This is a genomic window from Aeromonas sp. 160P (assembly GCF_055193095.1).
On record NZ_JBUXKV010000001.1, the window covers coordinates 1821448 to 1846361 of the forward strand.

Sequence of the window (24914 nt, forward strand, 5' to 3'; positions counted from 1 at the left end):
TTCCCAGCCCATCCTCATTGCTCCGACATGCGGTTCGAACGCTTTGTCTGTCGGTTCGTTTGCTTGGCGGTCTGCTTGCTTGGTGCTGAGGGGGAGCGAGCCTCACTCTAGCAGCAGGGGTGCAGCTTGATAAGCCTGACTCTGCTAAGATTCGGCCGGTCTGTTTTGGGGAAGCCTATGATTTCTCATCTTTATTCTCGCTTTAGTCTGACTATGCCAGCGCCGGAAGGTTCCGCCGGTTTGTTGGTGGCCTTTAGTGGTGGCCTCGACTCCACCCTGCTGTTAGTGTTGGCGGCGCAGTATGCCCGCGAGCATGGCCTTGTGCTGCGCGCCCTGCACGTACACCACGGCCTCAGCCCCCATGCCGATGAGTGGGCCGATCACTGTGAAGCCGTCTGCCAGCAATTGGCGGTGGCGCTGCTGGTCGAGCGGGTGACCCTGGCCCGTGGCAATGGCGAGAGTCTGGAGGCGCAGGCCCGCAGCGCCCGTTACCAGCGGCTGACCGCCCGGATGAGGGAGGGGGAGTGGCTGCTCACCGCCCACCATCAGGACGATCAGCTGGAGACCCTGCTGCTGGCCCTCAAGCGCGGTGCCGGTCTGCGTGGTCTGGCGGGGATCTTACCAAGCCAGCCCTTTGCCGGTGGTCTGTTGCTGCGCCCACTGCTCGATGTCAGTCGCGCCGAGCTGGCCGAGGCGGCGGCCACACTTCCCTTTGGCTGGGTGGAGGATGAGAGCAATCAGGACGTGAGCTATGACCGCAACTTTTTGCGCCAGACGCTTATCCCCCAGCTCAAGGCGCGCTGGCCCGCCATGGCCCAGACCGCGGCGCGCAGCATGGCCCTGTGCGCCGAGCAGGAGGCGCTGCTGGACGAGCTGGCCGAGAGCGACTGGCAACTGGCGGGCGAGGGGGAGGCGCTGCATATCGGCCCGCTGCACGCCCTCTCACCCACCCGGCGCAACAACCTGCTGCGCTACTGGATCCGCCGTCAGGGGGGCGAGATGCCGTCCCGCGAGCAACTCAATTTGATATGGCAAGAGGTGGTGCTGGCGCGGGGTGATGCCAATCCTCAGCTCAACTGGGGTCGTCAGAGCTGCCGCCGTTTTCAGCAGCGGCTCTATCTGGTGAGCCCGGATCTGCAACCCTGCCATCAGCAGTTGCCGTTGACAGTGGGCGAGCCGCTGACCCTGCCGGACGGGTTGGGCGAGCTGGTGGTGCGGATGCTGCAGGTGGGCGAGGGGCTGCTGCGTGCTCCCCGAGCGGATGAGCCGCTCTCGGTGCGCTTTCAGGTGGCACCCGGGATCCCCCTCAAACCGGTGGGGCGGGGTGGCAGTCGGCGGATGAAGAAGCTGCTGCAGGAGTATGGGGTTCCCTCGTGGCAGCGGGGGCGCATCCCCATTCTCTACTATGGCGAGCAGGTGGCGGCGGTGGTGGGGCTCTTTGTCTGCGACGGCTTTATGGCGCAGGGGGCCGGGCTGGTGTGCCACTGGCAGGAGCGCGGTACGACCCTCATCCTGCCCGAGCGGGATCTCCCCTGACTTGATATCGGTGTGAGCGGGGCCCCAAAAAAAGAAGCTCCGGTCACATGATGCACATGTGCCGGAGCAAAGAAGAGTTCGGGATTATTCGTTATGGCTGGCCTTGCCGGCTTTTTTGCGAGCGTAGAGGTGGCTGTCTGCCGCTTCGTAGAGACTTTGCACACTGATACCCGATTGCCAGCTGGTGGCGCCAAGGCTACAGCCGACCGAGAAGGTGCTGAGCTCCTTGTTGGTCATCAACATATGCTGCAGTCGCAGCCAGACCGGGCGCCACGCCTCGGGCTCCGCCGGTTGCAGCAGCAGGGCAAACTCGTCCCCCCCGAGCCGGAAGGCTTGATCCGTACTGCGGATACACCCCTTGAGCAGCTGGGCGAAGCGGCTCAGCACCAGATCCCCCACCGGATGACCCCAGGTGTCATTGATCTGCTTGAAGCGATCGAGATCCAGCAGCACCAGCACCAGACCGTGGGGCTCGCGGCTGTGTTGCTCGATGGCGCGGCCGATGGCTTCGTCAAAGTAGGAGCGGTTGCCAAGGCCGGTCAGGTGATCGAGCCGTACCAGTTGATCCAGTTTTTCCAGCCGCAGGTAGAGGGGCAGCAGCAGACAGAGCAGTTGATGATATTGCGTCAGTACCCGTTGCTGGCTACCGCTCAACGGATGCTCCAGCTCGTAGTGCAGTTGACCCAGCAGCTGGCTGTGCTGGCCGCGCAGCTCGAACGGATAGTTGTGCAGGTTGAGGGTGGCCAGTGGCGGGTGCTGGATCAGCACATGGGGCTGGCCACAGTCGAGGTAAAGACCATGGATCCTGACAATTTTTGCCGCACGATCGGCAAAAGTTGTCAGCAAACCGCCAAGATCGCTCTGCCCCAACAACTGCTCCAGCAACTGGTTGCGTTCCACGCTGGGCAGCGGTGTGAGCCGCTCCATCTGGCGAACCCACTGCTCGATGCCATGACTAAAGCCATTAAGTGACGATGTATTTTCCATGGTCTTTCACCTGTGTATCTAACGACTTTCTTACTCTTCGCCTGCAATTGGCATGCCCAATATATCTTTCCTTCCGCCCACATCGGCTGACTAGACTTAAGTCGATAAAAAGGAGAGGAAAATTTGTACACAGACCTGCTGATCCTGCTGTTTACCGCCGTCTTGCTGGTGGCAACTTTCCGGCGCCTCGGGCTGCCGGTGATCCTCGCTTACCTGATTGCCGGCGTATTGCTCGGCCCTCACGGGCTGGCGGTGATCACCGGCCAGTCGATCATGCAGACCATTGCCGAGCTCGGGATCGTCTTTCTGATGTTCTCGCTGGGGCTGGAGTTCTCCCTCCCGAAATTGCTGGCGATGCGCCGACTGGTGTTGGGGGTGGGTGGCTTGCAGGTGCTGCTCACCTCGCTGCTCTTTTTCGCACTGGCCTGGTGGTGGGGGTTGGGTTTGGCGCAGTCGCTGGTGGTGGCGGGGACGCTGGCGCTCTCCTCCACAGCGGTGGTGATCAAGCAGCTCGGCGAGCAGAAGCAGCTCCATACCCGCCGCGCCCAGCTGGGGGTGAGCGTGCTGCTGTTTCAGGATCTGGCGGTGGTGCCCCTGCTGGTGATGATCCCGATCCTCGCTCAGCCGGAAGTGCAGGGCAGCGCCCTGGCCGCCGAGATCGCCTAGGCCACCCTCAAGGGGCTGTTTGCCCTCTTCACTCTGCTGGCGGTGGGTAAGTGGTTGCTGCCGCTGCTGTTTCACGAGGTGGCGCGGGCCCGCTCCGACGAGCTGTTCGTGCTGAGTGCTTTGCTGGTGGCGCTGCTGGCCGCTTTCATGACCCATTCGCTGGGGCTATCGATGGCGCTGGGGGCATTTCTGGCGGGGATGATGCTGGGGGAGTCCCACTACCGTCATCAGCTGGAGGTGGACATCAAGCCGTTTCGTGACGTGCTGATGGGGCTCTTCTTTATCACCATCGGCATGGCCATGGATTGGGAGCTGGTGGCGCGGGCATGGTGGCAGGTGTTGGTCTGCGTGGTGCTGCTGGTGCTCTGTAAATCCCTGCTGGTGCTGCTGGCCGGGCGACTGATGGGGGAGCGCAAGCGCGACAGCATGGCCGCTGGCATCATGTTGAGTCAGGTCGGGGAGTTTGGCTTCGTGCTGCTGGCACTGGCGCTCCACCACGGTCTGCTGGATCAGCAGCTTGTCTCCCTGCTGATCGGCATCGGCATCATCTCTATCGCCATGACCCCCTGGCTGGTGACCCAGGCCCACTCGTTGGCTCGCAGCCTCACCGATCCGGCGCTATTGACCCGCTCCGAGGTGGCCCAGTCGGGCCTTAGCAAGAACCAGCATGTCATCATCGCTGGGTTTGGCCGGGCCGGGCAGACCTGCGCCCGTTTCCTCAAGATCGAGGAGATCCCCTTTCTGGCCCTCGACCTCGACCCCGAGCGGGTGAGCGAGGCCAAGCTGGCGGGGGAGCAGGTGGCCTTCGGTGATGCCAGCCGCCGCGATATTCTGCTGGCTGCCGGGCTGTTGCGGGCCCGGCTGGTGATCATCACCTTCGATGATCGCAAGCGGGTGGAGGCGATGCTGGCGCTGATCCGCGAACTGGCGGGGGAGCTCAAGGTGCTGGTGCGCACCCGGGATGACAGTTTTCTGGAGCAGTACAAGCAGGCGGGGGCGTTTGAGGTGATCCCCGAATCCCAGGAGGGGGCCCTGATGCTGGTCTCCCATCTGTTGCTCAACTGCGATATCCCCATCGGTCGGGTGATCCGCCGGATGGAGCTGGAGCGCAGCAGTCAATATCGCTTCCTGCACGGTTTCTACTGGGGGGATCAGAGCGCCAGCAATCTGGAGGCAGATCAGCTGCTTGAGCGCCTCCACCCGCTGTTGCTGCACGATCAGGCGTGGGCGGTGGGACGGGAGGTGCGGGAGTTGTCCCTTGAGGAGATAAGGATCAAAGAGATCCAGCGTGGCGATCAGAGTCTGGAGCCCAGACCGGAGCTGGTGTTGGCTGCAGGGGATCGGCTGATCCTGTTTGGTACCGTGGTGGCGATGGAGCAGGCGGAGCAGCGTCTGCTGGAGGGGCACTGAGTCCCCTCGCACTCATCGGCCGCCCGTTTACTCCCCCTCGTTTGGCTGCCCGTCGATATCGAGGAAGGCGGCGACCCGTTCCCGCTCTCTGAGGGTGTCCTGATAGCCTAGCTTGATCAGCTGCTGGCAGTAACCCGGATAGAACATCAGAAAGCTGGCCAGACTGCTGGTCTCATCCCCCTTCACGCCCAGCACCCGCAACAGGCGGCGCAACTGCAGCGGCAGCTTGTGCAGATAGGTCAGCGCTATGGTGTCAAGATCCTGACTCGGTTTCAGCACGCAGGTCTCCACCCGTTTCAGCTGCAGGCGGTTGCGTTCCCGCTCCGGGATAAGATCCAGGGTCTGGTTGATGCGCCACAGCCGCTCCAGATCGGAGTTGAGGGTGTCGGTAAAGACCGTATCGAGTAGATGGCTGGCGATATTGGAGCTGGTGAGATGGCCGTGATGATGGGTGGGGGCCGAGTGTGCCGGTGGATCGAGCGTGATCAGCAGGATCCGCTCCGCCCCCAGATGGATGGCGGGGCTGAGCGGGCTTAACTGGTGGATGGAGCCGTCACCGTAAAACTTCTCACCGATGTGGGTGGCCGGAAAGACAAAGGGCAGCGCCGAAGAGGCGAGCAGATGTTCCGATGTAAGCACGGTGCGCACCCCGCGCCGTCTGGCCCGCTCCCACGGATGGTGGTCGGCCCGTCCCTGAAAGAAGGTGGTGGAGAGGCCATCATCGTAGTCTGACGCCGTGATGGCCAGCGCCTCCAGACTGCCGTAGAGGATGTTGTCATCAATGCGGTGATAGTCGATGAGCTGATCCAGCAGGCGGCGCAGCGGGGCGTTATCAAAGAGCTGAAAAGCGTGGTTGGTGTGGGGATTGATCAGCCCCGCCGACCCCTCGTACATCAGCCGCCACAGCAGCCGACCGGGGTGAAAATCGAAGATGTGGTGCGTCTCGAAGCGGCGCCAGACCCACTCCAGCTTGCGTACTCCCAGATGAAAGCAGGAGGCGTAGCAGGCCAGCGCAGTGACATTGATTGCCCCTGCCGAGGTACCGCACAGGATGGGAAAAGGGATGCCGAGATTGCGCGGGTAGAGCTCCGCAATCGCCTTGAGGGCTCCGACCTGATAGGCGGCGCGAGCACCGCCACCGGTGAGCAACAACGCTGTATTGGGTCTGGCCATATGCTGGCGCCTTATTGTTGGCCCGAGAGGGGCGTTCCCACTGACAAGTTAACTATAAGGCGCTGTATCAAATATAAAAATGGGCGCTCGCCCGTTTTTTTCATGGCCCGCTGTCAAAGGGCCCGGTGAGGATTTTCCGGCCGTGCCAGCTGATTGAAGGCGGCGAAGACCGGGGCGCTGGCGAGGATGCGACCGTGGCCCAGACCCCGGGTGCTCACCAGCCGGGTATGACCATCCTGGCTGGCCCGCAGGGAGTCGTCATGGGGGGCAAATCTGTCCTCCTCGTCGTGCACTATCATAGCCGCACCGCTGCGGCTGGCGAGCCGCCCCAGCGGATCGACCGTGCTCAAGGGGTGCTGGTACTCCTGCTCAATTTCTTTGACCACCGCATCGAACAAGCGGATGGAGTAGCCGGAGCGCGCCACCATGCCGTAGAGCTGGGGCACATAGTCGAGCACCGGCGAAATCAACAGCAGCGCCAGGGTATCGATACCCGGCTGACGGCTGGAGAGGGCGACGGCGCCCCCCATGCTGTGGGCGATGACCCCGTGCAGGGGGCCCACGTCGCTGGCCAATCTGGTCGCCAGCTCGTCGAAGGCGCGCACGAAGCGGGGCAGATGGCCGGTATTGCCTGCGCTCTGGCCGTGGGCCGGATGATCGTAGGCAATGGCGGTGAAACCCTGGGCGGCGATATGGCTCATCAACGGATAAAACTGGCTGGCGCTGCCGGACCAGCCGTGCATCAGCAGCCACAGTGGCCCCTGACCGAGCCGATAGCTCATCACTGCCCCTTCGCTGGTATGGACGGCCTGCTGCACCAGACCGGCAGGTTCGCTGCCATCCCGCTGGTTGCGCTGGGGGGTGAGCAGCAACTTGCTGGCGGTGCGCTTGGCATGGCTGGGGGCGAATCTGTGGTGCAACCGGGTGCCGATCCCCAGCAACCATTTGCTCGGGCTGAAGCGGCGGGTGTTGAAGTAGATCTTGCTGCTCATGGTCATCCTGTGGTTTTTATGCGCGAACGGTCGTGCTTTTTTATCGGTTTTTAAAAAGGCATGTTGAACGGATGCTAAAACATCAGCGCCAGCTGCTCAGCAGATCTTCCACCTCGGGCCAGAAGTGGCGGGCCGGATCCTGACACAGTTCGAGGGCGTTGAACACCTGATCCGCCAAGTAGAGGCCGTAGAGGCGGTAAACGGCGCGCCAGGGATCCAGCTCCTGTCGCCACTCGCCTGCGGCTTGACCCTGCACCACCTGACGGGCCAGATAGTCGAGCCAGAAGCGCACCAGTTGACGGGCGGCCTGCTGCACTTGGCTATCTTGTACTTCGCCATCCTGCGCCGAGGTCCAGGCGTCGAGGAACATGCAGCGTCCGGCGAAGCAGTGGTGCCACGCCTGCCAGGCACGCAACAGGGCGATCAGTTTGTCATGCTGGCTCTGGTGCACCTGCTGGCGTACCGGCTGGATCACCCGCAGCCGAAACACCTCGGCGGCGTACTCCAGCACGGCGATCTGCAGATTGTCGCGGGATTGAAAGTGGGCAAACAGGCCGCTTTTCGACATCTCGCAGGCGCTGGCCAGCGAACCGATGGTCAGGCTCTCCAGCCCTTGCTGGCTCGCCTGCTCAAAGGCAGTCTGCAAAATGGTTTCCCGGGTCAGGCGCCCCTTGCTCATCACTCTCTCCTCATTGGTGCTGGCAGCATAAAGTACGACCGTGCTAATTGTCGAGCAACAAATAGCCAGCACGGCTGGCTATGTCGTCTAGTTGCGCACGGGTTTCAGCTCTCCTTGATATCGAGCTGTTGCAGGGCGATGGCCGCCTGAGTACGGTTTTTGACCCCGAGCTTGCGGAAGGTTGTGGTGATATGGGCCTGATGGGAGGGCTCAGCTCTCCCTGATATCGAGCTGTTGCAGGGCGATAACCGCCTGAGTGCGGTTTTTGACCCCGATTTTGCGGAAAATGGCGGTGATGTGCGCCTTGATGGTGGCCTCGGAGACGTTGAGCTCCCAGGCGATCTGCTTGTTGAGGCTGCCATCGCGCAGCATGATCAGCACCTTGTACTGCTGGGGGGTGAGGCTGGCCAGCTTGCTGGCGAAATCGGGGCCATCTTCCGATTCGGGATGGAGCGAGATGCCTTCCGGCACCCAATTATCCCCCCCGATCACCGTATTGAGGGCGTTGACCAGCTCCTTCATCGGTACTGACTTGGGAATGAAACCGAGCGCCCCGAGCCGCAACACCTGCTGGATGATGGCCGCATCTTCCGAGGCGGAGACCACCACTATGGGCAGGTCGGGATATTGGCCGCGCAGGTGGGCCAGCCCCTCGAAGCCATTGGCCCCCGGCATCTTGAGATCGAGCAGCAGCAGGTCAACCTCGGGGTGCTCCCCCAGCAGGCTGATCAAGCTGTCGATGGAGTCCGCCTCCAGCAATTGAGCGTCGTTGATGGCCATGTGCACCGCTTGGTAGAGGGCGCCCCGAAACAGGGGGTGGTCATCTGCGATGACGATGGTAAATTGGCTGTCCATATTTCGGTTAATGGCTCACATTGTTGCTAACTGATTGTTTTGAAAAATCAAACTAGCATCGCTCACCAAGGGGGTCAAACCCGCCGGTGCGCAAATGTGAAGCGACCATCGGATGTGCTGCCATCAGGGCAGCCAGGCTGGTCGCAGGCAACTCATGCAGGAGGCAACAGATGGGATCCTTGGTATTGGCGGTGGGCACCGGCTCCACCTGGGCGATGCGGGCGGCACTGGTGCTCGCCATGAGCGGGCTGACGTGGCAGGAGCAGGTGTTCGATCTGGAGGATGCCAAGTCGCTGGCGCGACTCAAGCGGCTGGCACCGGCAGGTCTGGTGCCCTGGCTTGAGCACGACGGGGCGCGGGTTCACGACTCGCTGGCCATCGCCGAATATGTTCACGAGCTCTGTCCCGACCGTCAGCTCTATCCGGTGTCGCTGGCCGAGCGGGCGCTGGCTCGCAGTCTCTGCGCCGAGTTGCACGCCGGATTTCGCCAGATCCGTTCTCTGCTCCCCTTCTTCCTTGGGGCGCCAACCCGTATCGATCCCCCGGTGGAGGCAGTCAGCGAGCTGGCCCGTTTGCAGGAGATCTGGGCGCAAGGGCGGGGCCCCTTCTACTTTGGCGAAGCGGGCACTGTCGATGCCTTCTATGCCGTGATGGCCTACCGGCTGGCCAGCTACGGCATCCTGTTGCCCGGTCAGGCCGGAGTTTATCAGCAGGCGCTGCTGGCTTGGCCCCTGTGGCAGGATACCCTGCTCAAGGCGCGCTTGCAGTGGCCGGTGGCGGCGCGCCAGTCACAGTGAGCCGTGGCAGATGGATAAACGAGAGAGGGGAGCCAGTGGCTCCCCTCTCTGTTGCTGGTGAATATGGCGTAAGGGTTACTGCTGCCGACCGGCAAAGACCACCACCACCTTGTCATCCCCCTGCTCCCGCACGAAGGCGTAGGGAGCATCCGAGAGTTTCTGATGGCTGCCTGCCGCAATGGCCGGATGGGCGGCGCGGAACTGGCCCAGTTGCTGCCAGTGTTTGACCAGTTCGGCCCGCTCGCCGCTGGCCAGCTCCTGCCAGTTCATGTCCGAGCGCACGCTTTGATCGAACACCCCGCCATCCTTGGCCAGCCTACGGCCGGACTCATCGCCGTAGTAGAGCTGGATGCCGCCAGGCAGCAGCATAAAGCTGTTGGCGACCCGGCGCTGTAGCGGCACATCCTGATAGTCGCCAAAGAACAGCTTGGTGTCGTGGGAGCTGATATAGCTCAGCACGTTGAACTCGGGATCCTGATTGATGCGGCTGGCGTAGCTGGCATAGGTGGGCTCGGCGTTGGCCATGCACTGGGCCTGGGGCAGGGCGAATTCGCGCTGATAGTCAAAGTTGATCAGCGAATCGAAGCCGTTTTGATACCAGAAATCCTTGGCGACCCCGTGATCCCACACCTCACCCACCATGTAGAAGGGCAGAGCGTCGAGCGCCTTGTCCGGATTGGCGGCCTTCCACTCCTTGAGCGCGGTAGTGCCCGCCTGTTTGAGCTTGGCCCACACCTCGGGCTCCAGATGTTTGACTGTGTCGGCCCGAAAACCGTCGATGCCAAAGCGGCGCACCCAGTCGGTGTGCCAGGCGATCAGGTAGTCGCTCACGGTGGCGTCGGGCAGCGCCTTGGCGCGGGTGTCCTTTTTCGTTGCCAGCAATGGCGGCAGCCCTACCGGTGTGGTCGATTCGGTCAGAAAGTCCGGCAGCCCCGCCACCGCACCGGTGACGTCGTCGGTGCCGGGCTGCGGGTAGCCGGGCAGACCGGCGCGCACCCAGTCACCACTCCACCACTTGTTCCACGCTGGCGATTGATAGTCGATGAACTGGTTGTAGCCATGCCAGTTGAGGCCACCACTCGGGCGCCACTGGTTCCAGGTGGTCGGCAGTTTGGCTGTGTTCTGGGTCAGCTCGGTGAGCCCCAGATCCTGTAGATCGGCGAGGGTGGCGTAACCTGCGTGGTTCATCACCACGTCGAGGATGATGCGCATGCCGCGCTTGTGGGCCTCGTCCACCAGGGTTTTCAAGCTCTCTTCATCGCCGTAGTTGGGGTCGATTTTGGTGAAGTCGAGCGCCCAGTAGCCGTGGTAGGCGTAGAAGGGGAAGTTGCCCTGCTCGCCGCCACCGATAAAGCCGTGCACCTGCTCCACCATGGGGGTGATCCAGATGGCATTCATGCCCAGCGACTTGATGTAGTCGAGCTTCTCGGTCAGCCCCTTGAAGTCGCCGCCGTGCCAGGTGGCCACCTCGTCCTGACCATCCTTCTGGCGGCCGAAGCTGTGGTCATTGGCCGGGTCGCCATTGTGGAAACGATCGGTCAGCAGGAAATAGACGCTCGCCTGATCCCAGCTGAAGGGGGCCGGTTTGGCCGCCTTGACTGGCTCGAGCAGCAGCAGGCCGCCGCTCTCTTTGCTCGGGGTCAGGGTCAGCTTGCCCTGTTTGACCACCGCCTCTTGTTTCGAGTAGGCATCCCGCAGCCGGGTGCCGTCGGGCCAAACCCCTTGCAGGGATACCGTGACCGGGCCGCCATCCCAGCTGATGCAGGGCTCCTCTGGTGGTTGGCGCTTGAACTCGCTCTTCTTGGTTGCCCGCAGCACCTTGAGGCTGGGGGTATCAGGGTTGAAGGTGAACTGATACTCCCCGGCCAGCATCACCCGCAGGGTAAAGCTCTGATCCTTGCTGCATTTGTCCATCGGCTGGGCGGTGCCGAAGGGGAGTGGCTTGCTCTCACTCGGGCCAAAGCTGGTGCCGCAGCTGTTGCCTGCGTCGCTGATGCGGATCTGGTGACTCCCCTTGGCAAGGGGATGGGTCAGCTCCACAGTGCCCTGGTCCAGCGCGATCGGGGTTGCCACCGGCTGACCATCCACATAGAGGTGAACCTCGGGGGCGGCCATCGCCTGTTGGGTAAACAGCGGGGCGGCCAGCAGGGCAAGCCAGAGGGGGGATAAGTTGGGAGCGCGACGCATAAGCCATTCCTTGAGCAGGGCAGTTCGGACAAGGGCCCATTCTAGGAGGCCATAAGGCACTGTTGGATCGGCAAAATACCGATTTGTGAACTCAGTGCAAATGGTTACGTTTTCAAGCTGTGGAAAGTGTGACGGGGAGTGGCGGGGGCGCTCTGTTGATAAAAATAGCGGCCATAAAAAATGCCGGTCAGGTGACCGGCATTTGAGGTTCGAAGCATCGCCGTAAAATCAGACGGTGAAGAACTTGAAGTTGACGAAGGCCACCGCGATGAAGGAGGCCACCATGCCGCTGAGGCAGAGCACCGCAGGGCGGATGGCGGGCCAGCGATGGGTCAGCAGTATGATGGCCAGCATGGTCGGGTAGAGCCCGAACATGTAGCGTGGCATGGCGTTGAGGCCGGTCATCAGTGGAATGGTGCAGCAGATGAACATCAGGGTCGCCTCGGCCCAGCGCTTCTGGCTGAACAGATAGCCATTCAGACACCAGCCGAAGATCACCATGATGGAGAGGTAAGCCTTGCGGCCACCCAGCTCGAACCCGCTCAGCCACCAGTCCAGCGGGCTGTCCATGTAGCGGCCCCAGGCCACCTGAATATGTTTGAAGGCAAAGGCATCGCCGGTCAGGTGATAGAGGTAGACCATGTAGGCAAACAGGCCAAAGGGGATCATCCAGAGGGTGAATACCACCTTGAAGGCGCGCTCGGTGAAGCGGAAAAACTCCCGCCAGCCGTAGGCTTGCAGCGCCAGGATCAGCACCGGGAACACCATCATCACCCCCAGGTTACGGGTACTGGAGATACAGACCCCCAGCAGCGCAACCATCAGCCACTGTTCCCGATAGGCAAACAGGAACATCCCCAGCATCAGCGCCATAAAGGTCGATTCGGTATAACCGGAGACGAAGTAGGCGGAGAAGGGGGAGAAGGCCAGCAGCCAGACGCCGAAGCGTGCGGTGTCATCCCCCAGCTTGAGCTGACGTAGCACCAGCAACATCAGCGCCAAACTGGCGAAGAAAGAGGCGTTGGCGACAATGATGAGGCCGATCAGGCTCTCGACATTGAACAGGTTGGAGATGGCACCGGAGACCATCGGATAGAGCGGCATAAAGGCCCAGTTGGCCGCATTGCCCTTGCTCAGCCAGCGTGGATAGAGGTCGTAGCCGTTTTCGATGATGCGCTGGAACCAGACGCAGTCGAACTGGCAATAGGCCTGCAGCGGGCCGATATCGGGGGAGCCATAGAGTTGGACACCGAAGTAGCCCATGCCATAAAGCGCCACCCGGCTCAGCATGAAGGCGGCGATGATCATCAGCCAGTCACGACCGCTGATGCGCAGTGACGGGCGATAGGGGAGTGCAGCCCCGGTTAACGGGGCAGTATTGGTCATATCATTCATCAGGCAAAAACCCAGACGCGAGAGAGAACGTAAGTGAGGACGGTAACGGTCAGGGTGGCGATGACCACCGGCAGCAGACCGGAGAGCCCGGCAAATAGCAGGCCGCTCAGGATCAGGTTACGTACCGCCAGCGAGAAGAGAGCGACCAGCAGAAACTTGCTGGCGGCTCCCTGCTTCTGGAAGGTGATGTAGCGGTGACCAAAGAAGGAGAACCAGAACGCGATGGCAAAGGCCAGCGTCGTTACCAGATGCTCCGACATGGTCGGCCAGGTATGAAACAGTGCGATGGAGGTGCCAAGGTCGACGAGGGTAGCCCCCCCGCCGACAAAACCGAAACGTACCAGCCGCCAGAATTCCTCGCGGGAGATCATTGAGGCGCTTGCTCCTGCTGCTCTTGCTCAGCTTGTGGCTGGTCGGCCTCTTGCTTGGCATATTGGCCGTAAACCCCTTCGATGAGGTAGACCGGGCGCTGTTTTACTTCCACAAAAATGCGGCCAATGTACTCGCCGATGATGCCGAGCGAAATCAACTGAATGCCGCCGATGAACAGCACCGCTGACATCAGGGAGGCATAACCTGGCACGTCGATGCCGAAGAAGACCACCTGAGTGACGATTTTCAGGATGTAAAGGAATGCCACCAGAGAGACGCTTACCCCTACATAGCTCCACACTCGCAGTGGCCAGCTGGAGAAGCTGAGCAGACCGTCGAGGGCGAAGTTCCACAGTTTCCAGTAGTTGAACTTGGTTTCACCGGCATGGCGGGCGGGGCGCTCGTAGGGCACACCCACGGCACGGAAACCGGCCCAGGCGAACAGACCCTTCATAAAGCGGTTGCGCTCGGGCAGTTGTTTGATGGCTTCGACCACTTTGCGGTCGATAAGACGGAAGTCTCCGGCGTTCTCCGGCAACTTGGTGCTGGTGGAGAGGGCGTTGAAGAAACGGTAGAAGCCACCGGCGGTCAGGCGCTTCATCGGGGTATCGGCACTGCGATCGACCCGGATGCCGAAGACGGTGTCGTAGTCACCGGTCTGCCACAGTTTGACGAATTCCAGAATAAGCGCGGGCGGGTCTTGCAGATCCACGTCCATCGGCACGATGGCGTCCCCTTTGGCATGGTGCAGACCAGCGGTCATCGCCGCCTCTTTGCCAAAGTTGCGAGCCAGGTTGACTAGCGTGATGCGCGGGTCACGGGCGATAGCCTGCTCGACCACTTCACGGGTGCGGTCACGGCTACCATCGTTGACGAATACAATTTCAAGCTGGTCTTTCAGTGGGGCCAGTTCGTTGTCTATCGCGTTGATGAAGGCATCGATACTCTCTTCCTCGTTATAAACGGGAACGACCAGAGAGAGTCGAAAATCTGGATGCGACATAAGAACGTCCTTATTAGAGATAGTTGTTTTTATAAAATGGTATTCGGCGCAAGGATCACTGGGCAACAGTCAAACGTACCGACTCCACGCTGATGGGAGTAGGTGCCGAGAGTGCCAGAAAGTTGGGGTGTTTGGGGTCTGCGGTAAGAGAGTCACCGGGCAGGCTGAGACGGATCTCGTTGATACCCGCTTTGGCCATTTTAATGGTGGTGGTGAAATCGTGACCCAGGGCCACCTTCAGCAGGGCGCCAGCCTCCGGGCTGTTGATGCGGGCGTGTACCGTCAGTTGATCAGGATTGGCTGACTGTTTTGGCAGCACAAAATAGAGACCGCCTTGACCGGTGAGCAGGGTGCCTGCATCGCTTGGCTTTTTGGCCCAGCCTTCGCTGGAGAGGAAGCGGCTCGGCTTGGTCAGATTGAGCTCGTTGCCTGGCTGATAGGTCATGCTGGAGTTGTGTTCCCAGAAGCGGGTTTTGCCTTCCAGATAATAGAGTTTGTAGGCCAGGCTCACGTTGGGATGAGCAGCCAGATAGAGGGTGTAAAGATAAAAACCGCTTAACGCTAGGATGGCAGTCAGAAAACCGAACTTTTTGTACGTCATATCACTCTCTACGCCTGACAGAATTGGTAGGCCGATGTCGCGCATATGCTAATCCAATTGCAAAAAAAGCATAGTGGATCACAAAAAAAAATTTGGTCACATATTAACCCCTCTTTGCCCTTGTGCCAAATAGTGCTGTTTTTTCCAATATACAGAGTTGGCGAGGCGCCAGTGACCGGAATCCGTGGTGATCACACAAGCAGATTGGCAAGCATCACCGTTTTGCTGTGCCATTTTTTGGCGCCTGCCATAGTTATGTGCCCTCTATCGCCATTTTACTGGGGCCGTTTTATGATGGCCCATCTTTTCGTCAAGGACGACATATGAAGTGGATCTCTTACTGCCTGTTATGCGGGTTATGGGCGCCAATGGCCTTTGCCAAGGCACTTTGTCCCGAGCCTATTCAGGTCGGTTACGATAACTGGCCTCCTTACCATTATCATGAGGCCGACTCACCACAACAGGTGCGCGGTTATGCCGTCGAAGTGCTGACGGCCGTGCTCTCCTCCATGCAGTGCAAGGTTAACTATGTGGAGCTGCCCTGGAAGCGGGTACTCCATGAGATGGAGTACGGCGAGATAGACATGGCGATGGAGGCGAACATCAATGATGAGCGTGCTCGTTACGCCTGGTTTTCAGACGCTTACAACCCCGGGCGTACCCTGTTATGGGTCCGCAAGGACAGCAACTACTCAGAGCCGGATCTGGCGAGCTGGCTGGCCAAGGGGTATACCCTCGGCGTCACCAAAGAGTACTTTTATGGTGATGAGGTGATGGCGCTGCTCGGCCGTTATGCGAAACAGGTGAGTGAGGTGAGTGACAAACAGAACTACGACAAGTTGGCCCGGGGGCGCATTGATGGCTTTCTCGGTGACATGTTGGCGACACCCAGCGGGCTGAAAAAGGAGGGCAGGAGTGGCCAATTCGCCTTTCACCCCATGGTGGTGTATGAATCGCCGAGCTTCTTTATGCTGAGCAAACGCAGTGTGTCGCCGCAGTTCTTGCAACAATTTAATCAGGCGTTAACCGCGTTTAAGGGAACAGATGCATACGACATTATCTGGCAACGTTATGGCCCCGGGCGCTAGCAAAGTGATGGCTGTTCACGCATGATGAGCGGCCTGAGCATCAGGCCTGAATATCAGGGCTGACTGAATGAATAAACCGTTTTGAGGTGTCCATGGGGATGAAGTATTGGCTGGCCCTTGCCAATCTGGTGTGGCTGGGATGTTGGCCTGCCGGGGTAGTTCATGCGGCAGAATCACAGATGGTGGTTGCGGCCAGTGAACCTCAGCATGACTGGTATCAGGGTAGTCAGGCTGAACTAGTTCGTATCGAGTTGGAACAACAGCTACAAGAGGCTGTGTTGGCCCAGCTGCACCCCGATTTTTTCACCTTGTGGAAACGGCTGCAGGCGACCCCTGCCACCAAGCGTGGCGCCATCTATGACGGTATTTTTGCCAAGTTGAGCCGTTTCCAGCATGCCTGGCGGGGGATGGATCTGGTCTCTCGCGAGCAGATGAAGACCCTCAAATTCGATTTGAAGCGCCCTGTGGTCAGCAAGCCCAGCGATGATGACTTGCTGACCCAGGTGAAATCCCTGCGTCCTCAAGTGGCGGAATATGAGGCGGTGCGGGCCAAAGTGCACAAGCTGCTGGCGATGCCGATGGCCAGCAAGTGGCCTACGCTCGATATGCCGACCCTGCGGGCCGGAGAGAGCTCAGCCGAGCTTGGCCAGATCCGCGCAATGCTCAACGAGCTGGGTGACAGTGCGCCGAGCCATAGTGATCTGATTTATGATGGCGATACCGAGCAGGCCATCAAACAGTTCCAGCGTCGTCATGGCCTGACTGCGGACGGCATCATCGGCCGCCAGACCCGCTCCTGGCTCAATACCGGCCCGCAAGTGCGTGCCAGCTTGCTGTTGCGCAACCTGTGGCGTCGCGATCTGGTGGATAAGCTCGCCGGTGGCCGCTATGTGCTGGTCAACATTCCCGATTACCGCCTGAGTGTGGTGCAGGCGGGCAGTGAGATATTTACCAGCCGGGTCATCGTCGGCAAGGAGCAGCGGGCAACCCCTATTCTGGCCAGTGAGATCCGCTCTATCGTGCTCAACCCCTCCTGGCATGTGCCGCGCTCCATCCTGAGCAAGGACATTCTGCCCAAGCTGGGCCGTGATCCTGCCTACCTCAATCGCGAGCAGTTCGAGGTGATCGACAGCGAAGGCAATCCGGTGCAGTTCAGCGAAGAGGGATGGCATCAGGCGCTGGCTGCCGGTTTCCCCTATCGCCTGCGGCAAAAACCGGGGGACCACAATGCCCTGGGTCGCTACAAGTTCTACCTGCCCAACAATGACGCCATCTATCTGCACTCCACCCCGCGCAAGGCGCTGTTCGAGCAGGGCGCACGCGCCTTCAGCTCGGGCTGCATCCGGGTGGAACATGCAGACGATCTGGCCGAGCTGCTGCTGGCGGACTCCCGCTATCAACCGGACAAGGTGGCCAATATTCTCAAGGAGAGCCAGACCAAGTGGTTGCCGCTCACCACACCGATCCCGGTGTTTACCGTCTACTGGAGCAGCTGGATCGACGAAAATGGTCGCCAGCAACTGCGTAATGACATCTACGGATTTGATCGAGTCAGCTTCCAGAGCCGCTTGTTGTGATCCCTGCCACAGAGTGAGAAGCCCGGCCTGTGCCGGGCTTTTCTATGGGCAATGGAGGTTTGACATGGGCCCCTGCCGGAAGGTAGTTTCAAGCGCCTGTATCAAATTCATCCTGTGATCTCATTTAACTTTTTTCGCTTGAAACTGCGATGGACGAGCCCCTTATGCTGGAACAAGAGATAAGTCGACGCCGCCTGTTGCTGGGAGCCGGTTGCCTGCTGGGCAGCTCGCTGATCTCCTTCCCTGCGCTGGCCAGCCGCAGTACCTCCGGGCGTGAACTCAGTTTCTTCAATCTCAATACCGGCGAGCGGGTGCGCACCAGTTATTGGGAGAATGGCCACTATCTGAGCGATGGATTGGCCGAACTCAACCACATCTTCCGCGACTACCGGCGCAATGAAGTGTTCAACATCGACAAGAAGCTGTTTGATCAGCTGTTTCTGTTGCAACACAAACTGGGTCGACGCAGCGAGATCCAGCTTATCTCCGGCTATCGTGCACCTGCCACCAATCGCCAGAAGCGCCACAAGAGCCGCGGTGTGGCCAAGCACAGCTATCACACCCTTGGTCAGGCGGTAGATGTGCGGATCCCCGGCGTACAGCTGGCCCATCTACGCAAAGCTGCTCTCAATCTCAAGGTGGGCGGCGTCGGTTACTATCCCCATGACAACTTTGTGCATCTCGATACCGGTCCTGTTCGCAGCTGGTAACCGGGTTTGACGGGGCTTGGCATGCTTGTCAGGTGGCCGGTGAACTGAGCGAAATAAGTCGCTTGGGGAGAGGCTCCCCCACTTCGGATTTAGTCAACAACGCCGTAATGGGGGCATAGGCTCTTTATTTATCTTGATCCCAGCAGTGACAAATCCGGTGCAGTCGCCGTTTTAACTGGCGCCAGCTGCGCCGTTGTTGCCGTTCGCTGAGGGGGGCATAGCGCCAGCGGCGATAGAGCCAGGCGGTCTGCAACAAGGGGTGGGCAAGGTCGGGGCGTAGCCGCGCCAGTCGCTCGCACCATGCGCCCATGCTTTCGGCAGGCTGGGGTGGGTAGCCGCTGCGGTTGCCCCGTTTGAGCAAGGGCTGCCAGATGCGCCGCTCTGGTGGCAGACGGGCGGGCAACAGCAGGGGCAGGCTCACCAGCAGGGCAACCAGCATCAGGCTGGCGAGGATCAACCAGGGAGTGTGCCCCGCCAGTGCCGGCCAGCGCAGGCCGATGTGCTGCCAGAGCTGGCCCGCATCGTGCCCAATCACCCAGCGACTCCATTGGTAGTCAATATTGCTGCCCCACCAGCGCAGTTGGTTGAGCAGGGCCCAGTTGCGATAACGCTGCAAAGCGAGCGGGTCGGCGGCGGTAAACTCGTCGCTCAGGGCCTCCCTCACCCCACCCTCAATGCGCTCCGGCGCCACCGCTGCGGTGGGGTCGACTCGCCGCCACTCTCCCCCTTCATCGAGATACTCCACCCAGGCGTGAGCATCGAACTGGTGTACCGCCAGATAGCTGCCTCTGGGATTCCACTCGCCGCCGAGATAACCGGTGACCAGCCGTGCCGGAATACCGGCAGCGCGCAGCACGAAGGCGGTCGCCATGGCGTAGTGGCCGCAAAAGCCGCGCTTGGTATCGAACAGGAACCCATCCACCCCGTCACTGCCAAGCCGTGGCGGGGTCAGGGTGTAGTAATAGTATTGGCTGCGAAACTGCTCGAGCAGGGCGGCGACCAGCACCGCGCGATCTGGATGGCGTGCGGCCAGTGCTTGGCCGTGCGCTCGTGCTCTCGGGTTGCCCCCGGCTGGCAGTTGCAGGTTGCGCTGAGTGGCTTGACTGTCATCCTCGGGCAGCGCTTCGCCGCGGCCAATGCGATAACGGATCGCCACCTCGCCGCTCCCCTGACGATAGAGGGTGTCGAGGGGGGTGAGCAGCACCGGCCCCGCCAGCAGACGGGGTTCACTGAGGGCAAAGGCCCAGCGGTGGCGCTGGGGCTCGGCAATCACCTCGTAGCTCCCGGGGGGTAGCGAGCCTTCCGGTAGTGGGTTGAGCCCGGTTTGCACCGGCATCGTCCGTTGCCATGCCTTGATCTCGGGGCTCAGCAGCCAGCGCTGGCCATCGAAAACCTCCTGCCGCATCACCGGAAAGTAGCGCTCGCGGGCTGGGGGCGGGCCATCGGCAAAAGTAACGCGAAAGGCCAGTTCCGATGAGTTGACCAGTTCGCTGATATCGCCGGGGGCCAGCTCTTCCGACAGTCCCGACAGGGCGCGGCTGGTGGTGGGCATTTGCCAGAGGGGTGGGAGCCTCGGCAGCAGCAAAAACAGGGTGATAAGCAAGGGAAGCGCCAGCAGCAGGGCGCCGCCTGCGCTGCGCTGCGGCCGTTTTTGCTCGGGAGCGATGGCGGCCACCAGAGCGGTCACTGCCAGCCAGAGCGCCACCGCCATCCCTGCTGTCCAGCTGATGCTTTGTCGCTGCACCAGCGCCAGCGCGATGAGAAAGAAGGCGAGCAGCAGTACCTGCTCGATATCCCGCTCGCGCCGCACCTCGATCATCTTCAGGCTATAGCCGAGCCAGAGCAGATTGATCAAGGCGGGCAGGGTGCCCAATCCTCGCCACTGCAACCCCAGCAACGCCACGGTAGTAATCGCCAGCAACGCCAACCAGCGGGCAGGAAGGGGCGGCCAGCCACGCCACAACATCATGGCCCGGACGCCGAGGGTGATGGCGCCCACCGCCACCACCCAGAGTTGCAACTGCGGCCAGAGCGCCGCCACCAGCAGCAACTGTTGCAGGGCGATGAGTGGCAGCAGGCGGCGGTTATCGAGCAGCATCCGGCGTGCTCTTCGGTGGTTTGGCATCGAATTGGGCCAGTGCCAGCAGGCAGCGCTGCACAAAGGCGGCGCCGCTATCGGGCCCCAGCGTCTGGTTGGCCAGCGTCAGGGTGAAGGGGATGCCCCGCTTGCCGTAATCGGTGCACCACCATGCCAGCACCGCCAGCCGCTGCTCCAGATCCCCACCCGCGACCCGCTGCAACATAAGGTGAGAGTCATCCTGCAGCGGTTCATGGAACTGCTTGGTCAGCAGGCCGCGCCCCTGGGCAAGTTGCTTCCAAGCGACACGGCTGAGGGGCTCGCCAGCCTGATGTGCCCGCAAGGTATCGAAGTCGCCAAGGGGGGCTGGGGCTGGCTGCCCCTGATGACCCTTGTTGTCACCCGACGCTTCCCCCCTCAGCGCCCCGTACTCCGGTTTGGGGGCGAGCCAGCCCTCCAACTGCAGATCCAGCAGGGACCAGCAGCGAAACAGGCCGAGGGGGTAGCGGCTCTCGACCCGCAATCGACCAAGGGGCAGTGGCCCACGGCGCGTGCCCAATACCGGCAGGAGCAAGGTGCGGGGCACAGCATCTGCCCGGGCCAGCCAGAGGGTCCCTTCGTTGAGGCTAAAGCGCAGTGCCAGCACCGGGCGCGGGCTCTGTACCGTAAACCGGATGGGCAATTGGCTGCCCGCCTCCCCTAGCACCAGCGGGCCACCCAGCAGCTCCAACCCCAACAGATTGCGATGGGTGAGCCACATGGCGGCCATAAACAGGCTGCCGAGGCAGTAGGCCACCAGCAGCACCAGATTGTTCTGGTAGTTGGTGCCGAGCAGATAGATGGCGAGCAACACCAGCAGATAGAGCAGCCCCATGCGGGTGGGCAGGATAAAGAGGCTGTGGGTCCCCAGCGTGATCTGGCGGGCCGGGGGAATGCGGCGATCGAGCCAGCGCCGCTGCCAGTGGGCTCGCCACAGCTGCCAACGGTTAAGCAATTTGCTCATCAGGGATGGTCCGGATCGACCCTGGCCAGCAGTCGCTGGCTCAGGGGGCAGGCTTCGCCGTGTTGCACGCCAAAGCTGCCCCGCAGCCGGTGTTCGGCCACATAGGGGAAGACCGCCTGTACATCCTCCACCGTGACGAAGCGCCGCCCCGCCACCAGCGTCCAGGCCCGGCTTACCGCCAGCAAGGTCTGGGCGGCTCGAGGGGAGAGGGGCTGAGGCAATTCTCCCGTAAAGCGGCTCTGGTGCACCAGCGCCAGCAGGTAGTCGAGGGTGGCATCGGAAACATGGATAGCATCTCCTTCGCTTTGCAAGGCCGCCAGCTCGGCGGCATCCAGCATAGGGGGGATCGGGGCTGATTGCTGGTGGCCCCGCAGCAGCTGGCGCTCCGCTTCGCGCGGCGGAAAGCCCAGCGAGAGCCGCACGGCGAAGCGGTCGAGCTGGGACTCCGGCAGCGGATAGGTGCCCGCCTGATCCGCCGGATTCTGGGTGGCGATGACGAAAAATGGATCGGGGAGGGGATGCGTATTCCCCTCAATGCTCACCTTGCCCTCGGCCATCGCCTCCAGCAGGGCGCTCTGCACCTTGGGGCTGGCGCGGTTTATCTCGTCCGCCAGCAGCACCTGGGTGAAGATGGGGCCGGGGTGAAAGCGAAATGTTTGCTGTTGCGGGTCAAAGATCTGCAACCCCAGCAGGTCGGCGGGCAGCAGATCGGCGGTGAACTGCATCCGCTTGCATGCAAGCCCGAGCACCTGCGCCAGCGCGTGGGCCAGGGTGGTTTTGCCCATGCCGGGCAGATCCTCGATCAGCAGATGGCCGCGCGCCAGCAGGGTCACCAGCGCGATTTTCAGTTGCAGCGGCTTGCCGAGAATGACTCGCTCCAGTGCCGCCAGCAGCCCGGCAATCTGCTCTTCTCTCTTCATTCCCTTCATACACATTTCCTGTATCCCATCGCCCCTACAGCTTATACGCCCGCAAGGGCGAAGGCGGATAACTGGTGGGCGGTAAAAGTGCAGAGCAGGGATGGCAATGAGCGGGAGGCGACCCGGTTTACGGTGGTGTCTGGTCGATTCAATATGGCCGCTTAGGCACGCGACTCAACATGATATTTCCTGATTGGAATGTACCGAACGCCATCTCTTCACTAGGTACGGGCGGTGGGCGCCCATATAGTTGCCCCCATTGCGACGCGCTGCGTTGCTACCTTTGTTACCACCTTGGCCCCGCCCACTCTTTTTGCCTGTTGCTGCTATCTGGCCGGTGCTGGCGGGCCAATCTGTTATGGAGCACCCATGCCTGTTTTCCTGTTATGCAGTTTTCTGATGATCATTCTCTATCCGGTCGGGATCGATCTCTATCTGGTGGCGGTGCCCCAGATTGCCGATGCCCTGCAGGCGAGCGAGGCGCAGATCCACACCGCCTTCTCCATCTATCTGTTCGGCATGGCGGCCACCGTGCTGCTGGGGGGGATGATTGCCGATCGCTACGGCCGGCGCTGGGTGGTGCTGGGGGGCGCGCTGATTTTTGTCATCGCCTCGCTGGTGGCGGGTAATGCGGAGGGGATCAACCAGTTCTATCTCGGCCGTTTCTGGCAAGGGGTCGGCGCCGGTGCGCTCTATATCATGACCTTTACCGTGCTGCGGGATGTGTTGAGTCAGGAGCGGCTGGCGATGGCGCTCTCGATGATCAACGGGGTGATTTGCGTGATCCCGGTGCTGGCGCCGGTGCTCGGCTACCTCATCCTGTCACATTTTGACTGGCGCGGGATCTTCATGGCGATGGCGCTGGTGGCGACCGTCAGCGGTCTGGTTAACTTGCTGCTGCTCAAGGAGACCCGCCCGGCCCGGCAACCAGCAAGTGGCACGGCGCAGCCTTTTGCCCTGCTGCGCTCGCCGCGCTTTATGCTGCTCTCCCTGCTGACCAGTACCAGCGTGACCGCCATTCTGGTCTATGTCAGCGTCTCGCCGCTGATCCTGATGAAGGAGTTTGGCTTTACCACCGAGCAGTACTCCATCGTGATGATGGTGATGGCCGGGGTGAGCATGTCCACCTCCTTCCTGACGCCGCTGCTGCTGCGCTGGCTTGGCAAGCACAAGGTGCTGGCCGTATCCCATTTGGCCTATCTGCTGGCGGCGTGCTTTCTGCTCGGGTGCTGGCAACTGGGGGGCGATATCCACTTGCTGTTGCCGGGATTTGCGCTGGTTTGTGTCGGGTTCTCCTGTGGCTTCGGGGTGGCGATGGGGGAGGCACTGGATGGTTGTCAGCAAAATGTGGCGTTCGCCAGCGCTGTGCTCTGCATCATGCAGATCAGCCTCTCCGGCCTCTATATCTGGCTGCTGGGTCAGCTTGGTTTTGCTCCGACCGAGATGCTGATCTACGCCCTGTTGCTGGCACTGCTCAGTTACCTGGCTGTCAAAGGGCTGGTACCATGGCTCGCGCTTCGCGAAGTGCGGTCGCGAGGATAACCAAAGATGAGAGGGGATATGCGCAATCTGGGTGAACTCGATTTGAACCTGCTGGTGGTCTTCAAGCACCTGATGCAGGCGCGCAGTGTGGCTGGGGCGGCGAAAAAGCTCTGTGTCACCCCGTCGGCGGTGAGCAAGTCCCTCGCCAAGTTGCGGGAGTGGTTTGATGATCCGCTGTTTGTGCGGGTGCGCCAGGGATTGCAGCCCACCAACCTCTCCCTGACCCTGGAGGAGGAGCTGAAGGTCTGGTTCCAGCTCACCGACAGCATCACCTCGCTCAATAGCGACGCGATCCCCGACGGTGCCCGCTTCACCCTGGTGATGGAGTCCCCCTTCTACATCAGCTTCCTGAGCGATCTGCCGATGACCATCTACCAGAAGTACCCCAACTCGGTGGTCAGGATGCTGGGGTGGGATCACCACTCCCTCAACGACATCGTCAATGGCGATGCGGATCTCGGCTTTTGTGCCCGCGAGACCCATGGCCGCTCCCAGGCCAAGGTCAACCGGTTGCCCTACTACATAGATCACGAGGTACTGTTCACCGATCGCCCAGTGGTTTTTCTGCGTAAGGATCACCCCCTGCTCGAGCAGAAGTGGTCGCTGGAGAACTTTCTGGCCTGCCCCCAGATCAGCATGGTGTGGGAAGCGAACGATACCTGGGCTCTCGACAGTCTGCTGGAGGACGAAGGGCTGAAGCGGGAGGTGCCCATCATGGTCTCCAGCTTCGAGCAGGCGCTGCATATTGCCTCCCAGTCGAGCCACGAACTGATTGCGGTGGCCCCCTCCTACTGCGGTGGTTATGCCAGTCGGCATCACGGCAACCTGATCGCCATGCCACTGCCACTGCCGGAGAAGCTCTACGCCCAGCTGGAGATCGCCTTCATCCTGCTGTGGCACAAGCGGCACAACCAGGATGCCAAGGTGATGTGGTTGCGCAACGAGATCCGGCGACTCTACAACGACGAATCGCCACGCTAATGTTGCCGAAACGGTGCCCATTGATCAGCCGGAGCCATCTGCTCCGGCTTTTTATGCCCCGATTTATGCCTCGATTTATGTCTCGAAACAAGAGGTTGCTGCGGGGATAAGTTTTGCTGACAATATTGTATTTAGTGGCGGCAACAAACTATTAACGCACATTCTGAAATGGAAGGTGCCAACTTCTGGTTTTGCTATAGACGTCACACTCTCCGCTGTTAGATACTGCCATTTATAATAAAAGCTGCGATGTGCTATCGGGATATATCCGTGTCTGTCAGTGGCTATTCATCAATAATAAAAATATCGGCTTGTGTTGACATTATCACCCTGTATTTACATCTGGATGTATCACCAGGGGAT

20 protein-coding genes and 1 pseudogene are annotated in these 24914 nt (G+C 60.9%); 8 read left to right on the forward strand and 13 right to left on the reverse strand.

Annotated features, from left to right (window positions below):
* Positions 1-177 precede the first annotated feature (177 nt).
* Positions 178-1536: a tRNA lysidine(34) synthetase TilS gene (tilS, locus tag ACY8FN_RS08650; RefSeq protein ID WP_463099760.1), complete on the forward strand. Its 1359-nt coding sequence runs from the start codon at positions 178-180 to the stop codon at positions 1534-1536.
* Between the two features lie 84 nt (positions 1537-1620).
* On the opposite strand, the gene ACY8FN_RS08655 is transcribed toward tilS, so the two are convergent.
* Positions 1621-2523 carry a GGDEF domain-containing protein gene (locus ACY8FN_RS08655; protein ID WP_101325445.1) on the reverse strand — a complete coding sequence of 301 codons (903 nt, stop codon included), beginning with the start codon at positions 2521-2523 and terminating at the stop codon, positions 1621-1623.
* Between the two features lie 123 nt (positions 2524-2646).
* Between ACY8FN_RS08655 and ACY8FN_RS08660 the strand changes: the two are divergent.
* Positions 2647-4599: pseudogene (locus ACY8FN_RS08660) on the forward strand (cation:proton antiporter domain-containing protein).
* Positions 4600-4626: 27 nt separating this feature from the next.
* Here the strand turns inward: ACY8FN_RS08660 and ACY8FN_RS08665 are convergent.
* The 4 genes from ACY8FN_RS08665 to ACY8FN_RS08680 all read right to left on the reverse strand — a co-directional run bounded on the left by ACY8FN_RS08665 (position 4627) and on the right by ACY8FN_RS08680 (position 8298).
* On the reverse strand, positions 4627-5772 hold the full coding sequence (locus tag ACY8FN_RS08665) for a patatin-like phospholipase family protein (RefSeq protein WP_463099761.1): 1146 nt from the start codon (positions 5770-5772) through the stop codon (positions 4627-4629).
* A 113-nt stretch (positions 5773-5885) separates the two neighbouring features.
* Entirely contained in the window at positions 5886-6764 is an 879-nt protein-coding gene (locus ACY8FN_RS08670) for an alpha/beta hydrolase (protein WP_463099762.1), read from the reverse strand.
* Positions 6765-6846: 82 nt separating this feature from the next.
* Positions 6847-7443 (reverse strand): TetR/AcrR family transcriptional regulator, encoded by a 597-nt coding sequence (locus ACY8FN_RS08675; RefSeq protein WP_463099763.1) that lies wholly within the window; start codon positions 7441-7443, stop codon positions 6847-6849.
* 210 nt (positions 7444-7653) lie between these two features.
* On the reverse strand, positions 7654-8298 hold the full coding sequence (locus ACY8FN_RS08680; protein ID WP_101325442.1) for a response regulator: 645 nt from the start codon (positions 8296-8298) through the stop codon (positions 7654-7656).
* Positions 8299-8468: 170 nt separating this feature from the next.
* Between ACY8FN_RS08680 and ACY8FN_RS08685 the strand changes: the two genes are divergently transcribed.
* Complete coding sequence (locus tag ACY8FN_RS08685) at positions 8469-9095, forward strand: glutathione S-transferase N-terminal domain-containing protein (RefSeq protein WP_463099764.1); 627 nt, start codon at positions 8469-8471, stop codon at positions 9093-9095.
* 75 nt (positions 9096-9170) lie between these two features.
* Here the strand turns inward: ACY8FN_RS08685 and ACY8FN_RS08690 are convergent, their stop codons facing one another.
* The 5 genes from ACY8FN_RS08690 to ACY8FN_RS08710 all read right to left on the reverse strand — a co-directional run bounded on the left by ACY8FN_RS08690 (position 9171) and on the right by ACY8FN_RS08710 (position 14653).
* Complete coding sequence (locus tag ACY8FN_RS08690) at positions 9171-11282, reverse strand: alpha-amylase (protein ID WP_463099765.1); 2112 nt, start codon at positions 11280-11282, stop codon at positions 9171-9173.
* 228 nt (positions 11283-11510) lie between these two features.
* The gene (locus ACY8FN_RS08695; RefSeq protein ID WP_139691246.1) at positions 11511-12677 is read right to left on the reverse strand and encodes a hypothetical protein; all 1167 of its coding nucleotides are present in this window, start codon (positions 12675-12677) and stop codon (positions 11511-11513) included.
* Positions 12677-13048 carry a GtrA family protein gene (locus tag ACY8FN_RS08700; protein ID WP_042020504.1) on the reverse strand — a complete coding sequence of 124 codons (372 nt, stop codon included), beginning with the start codon at positions 13046-13048 and terminating at the stop codon, positions 12677-12679. The genes ACY8FN_RS08695 and ACY8FN_RS08700 overlap by 1 nt, the downstream gene beginning before the upstream one ends.
* A complete protein-coding gene (locus tag ACY8FN_RS08705) occupies positions 13045-14052 on the reverse strand; it encodes a glycosyltransferase family 2 protein (RefSeq protein ID WP_438578627.1) in 1008 nt (335 codons plus the stop codon). The genes ACY8FN_RS08700 and ACY8FN_RS08705 overlap by 4 nt, the downstream gene beginning before the upstream one ends.
* 55 nt (positions 14053-14107) lie before the next feature.
* Entirely contained in the window at positions 14108-14653 is a 546-nt protein-coding gene (locus ACY8FN_RS08710; protein WP_139691248.1) for a hypothetical protein, read from the reverse strand.
* Positions 14654-14976: 323 nt separating this feature from the next.
* On the opposite strand from ACY8FN_RS08710, the gene ACY8FN_RS08715 reads away from it, so the two are divergent.
* The 3 genes from ACY8FN_RS08715 to ACY8FN_RS08725 all read left to right on the forward strand — a co-directional run bounded on the left by ACY8FN_RS08715 (position 14977) and on the right by ACY8FN_RS08725 (position 18028).
* Positions 14977-15741 (forward strand): substrate-binding periplasmic protein, encoded by a 765-nt coding sequence (locus ACY8FN_RS08715; protein ID WP_463099766.1) that lies wholly within the window; start codon positions 14977-14979, stop codon positions 15739-15741.
* Between the two features lie 92 nt (positions 15742-15833).
* Positions 15834-17318, forward strand: a complete 1485-nt coding sequence (locus tag ACY8FN_RS08720) for a L,D-transpeptidase family protein (protein WP_463099767.1) — start codon at positions 15834-15836, stop codon at positions 17316-17318.
* 164 nt (positions 17319-17482) lie between these two features.
* Positions 17483-18028, forward strand: a complete 546-nt coding sequence (locus tag ACY8FN_RS08725; protein ID WP_101318265.1) for a peptidoglycan L,D-endopeptidase MepK — start codon at positions 17483-17485, stop codon at positions 18026-18028.
* Positions 18029-18152: 124 nt separating this feature from the next.
* Here the strand turns inward: ACY8FN_RS08725 and ACY8FN_RS08730 are convergent, their stop codons facing one another.
* Genes ACY8FN_RS08730 through ACY8FN_RS08740 form a run of 3 tightly spaced genes read right to left on the reverse strand, consistent with a single transcriptional unit; the run spans position 18153 to position 22037 of the window.
* The gene (locus ACY8FN_RS08730; protein WP_463099768.1) at positions 18153-20126 is read right to left on the reverse strand and encodes a transglutaminase TgpA family protein; all 1974 of its coding nucleotides are present in this window, start codon (positions 20124-20126) and stop codon (positions 18153-18155) included.
* Complete coding sequence (locus ACY8FN_RS08735) at positions 20113-21108, reverse strand: DUF58 domain-containing protein (RefSeq protein WP_463099769.1); 996 nt, start codon at positions 21106-21108, stop codon at positions 20113-20115. The genes ACY8FN_RS08730 and ACY8FN_RS08735 overlap by 14 nt, the downstream gene beginning before the upstream one ends.
* Complete coding sequence (locus tag ACY8FN_RS08740) at positions 21108-22037, reverse strand: AAA family ATPase (protein ID WP_463099770.1); 930 nt, start codon at positions 22035-22037, stop codon at positions 21108-21110. Before ACY8FN_RS08740 ends, ACY8FN_RS08735 begins: the two co-directional genes overlap by 1 nt.
* Before the next feature lie 360 nt (positions 22038-22397).
* Here ACY8FN_RS08740 and ACY8FN_RS08745 point away from each other — a divergent pair, with 360 nt between their 5' ends.
* Both ACY8FN_RS08745 and yidZ read left to right on the forward strand, forming a co-directional pair.
* A complete protein-coding gene (locus ACY8FN_RS08745; RefSeq protein ID WP_463099771.1) occupies positions 22398-23570 on the forward strand; it encodes an MdtL family multidrug efflux MFS transporter in 1173 nt (390 codons plus the stop codon).
* An 18-nt stretch (positions 23571-23588) separates the two neighbouring features.
* A complete protein-coding gene (yidZ, locus tag ACY8FN_RS08750) occupies positions 23589-24551 on the forward strand; it encodes an HTH-type transcriptional regulator YidZ (RefSeq protein WP_139718227.1) in 963 nt (320 codons plus the stop codon).
* Positions 24552-24914 lie beyond the last annotated feature (363 nt).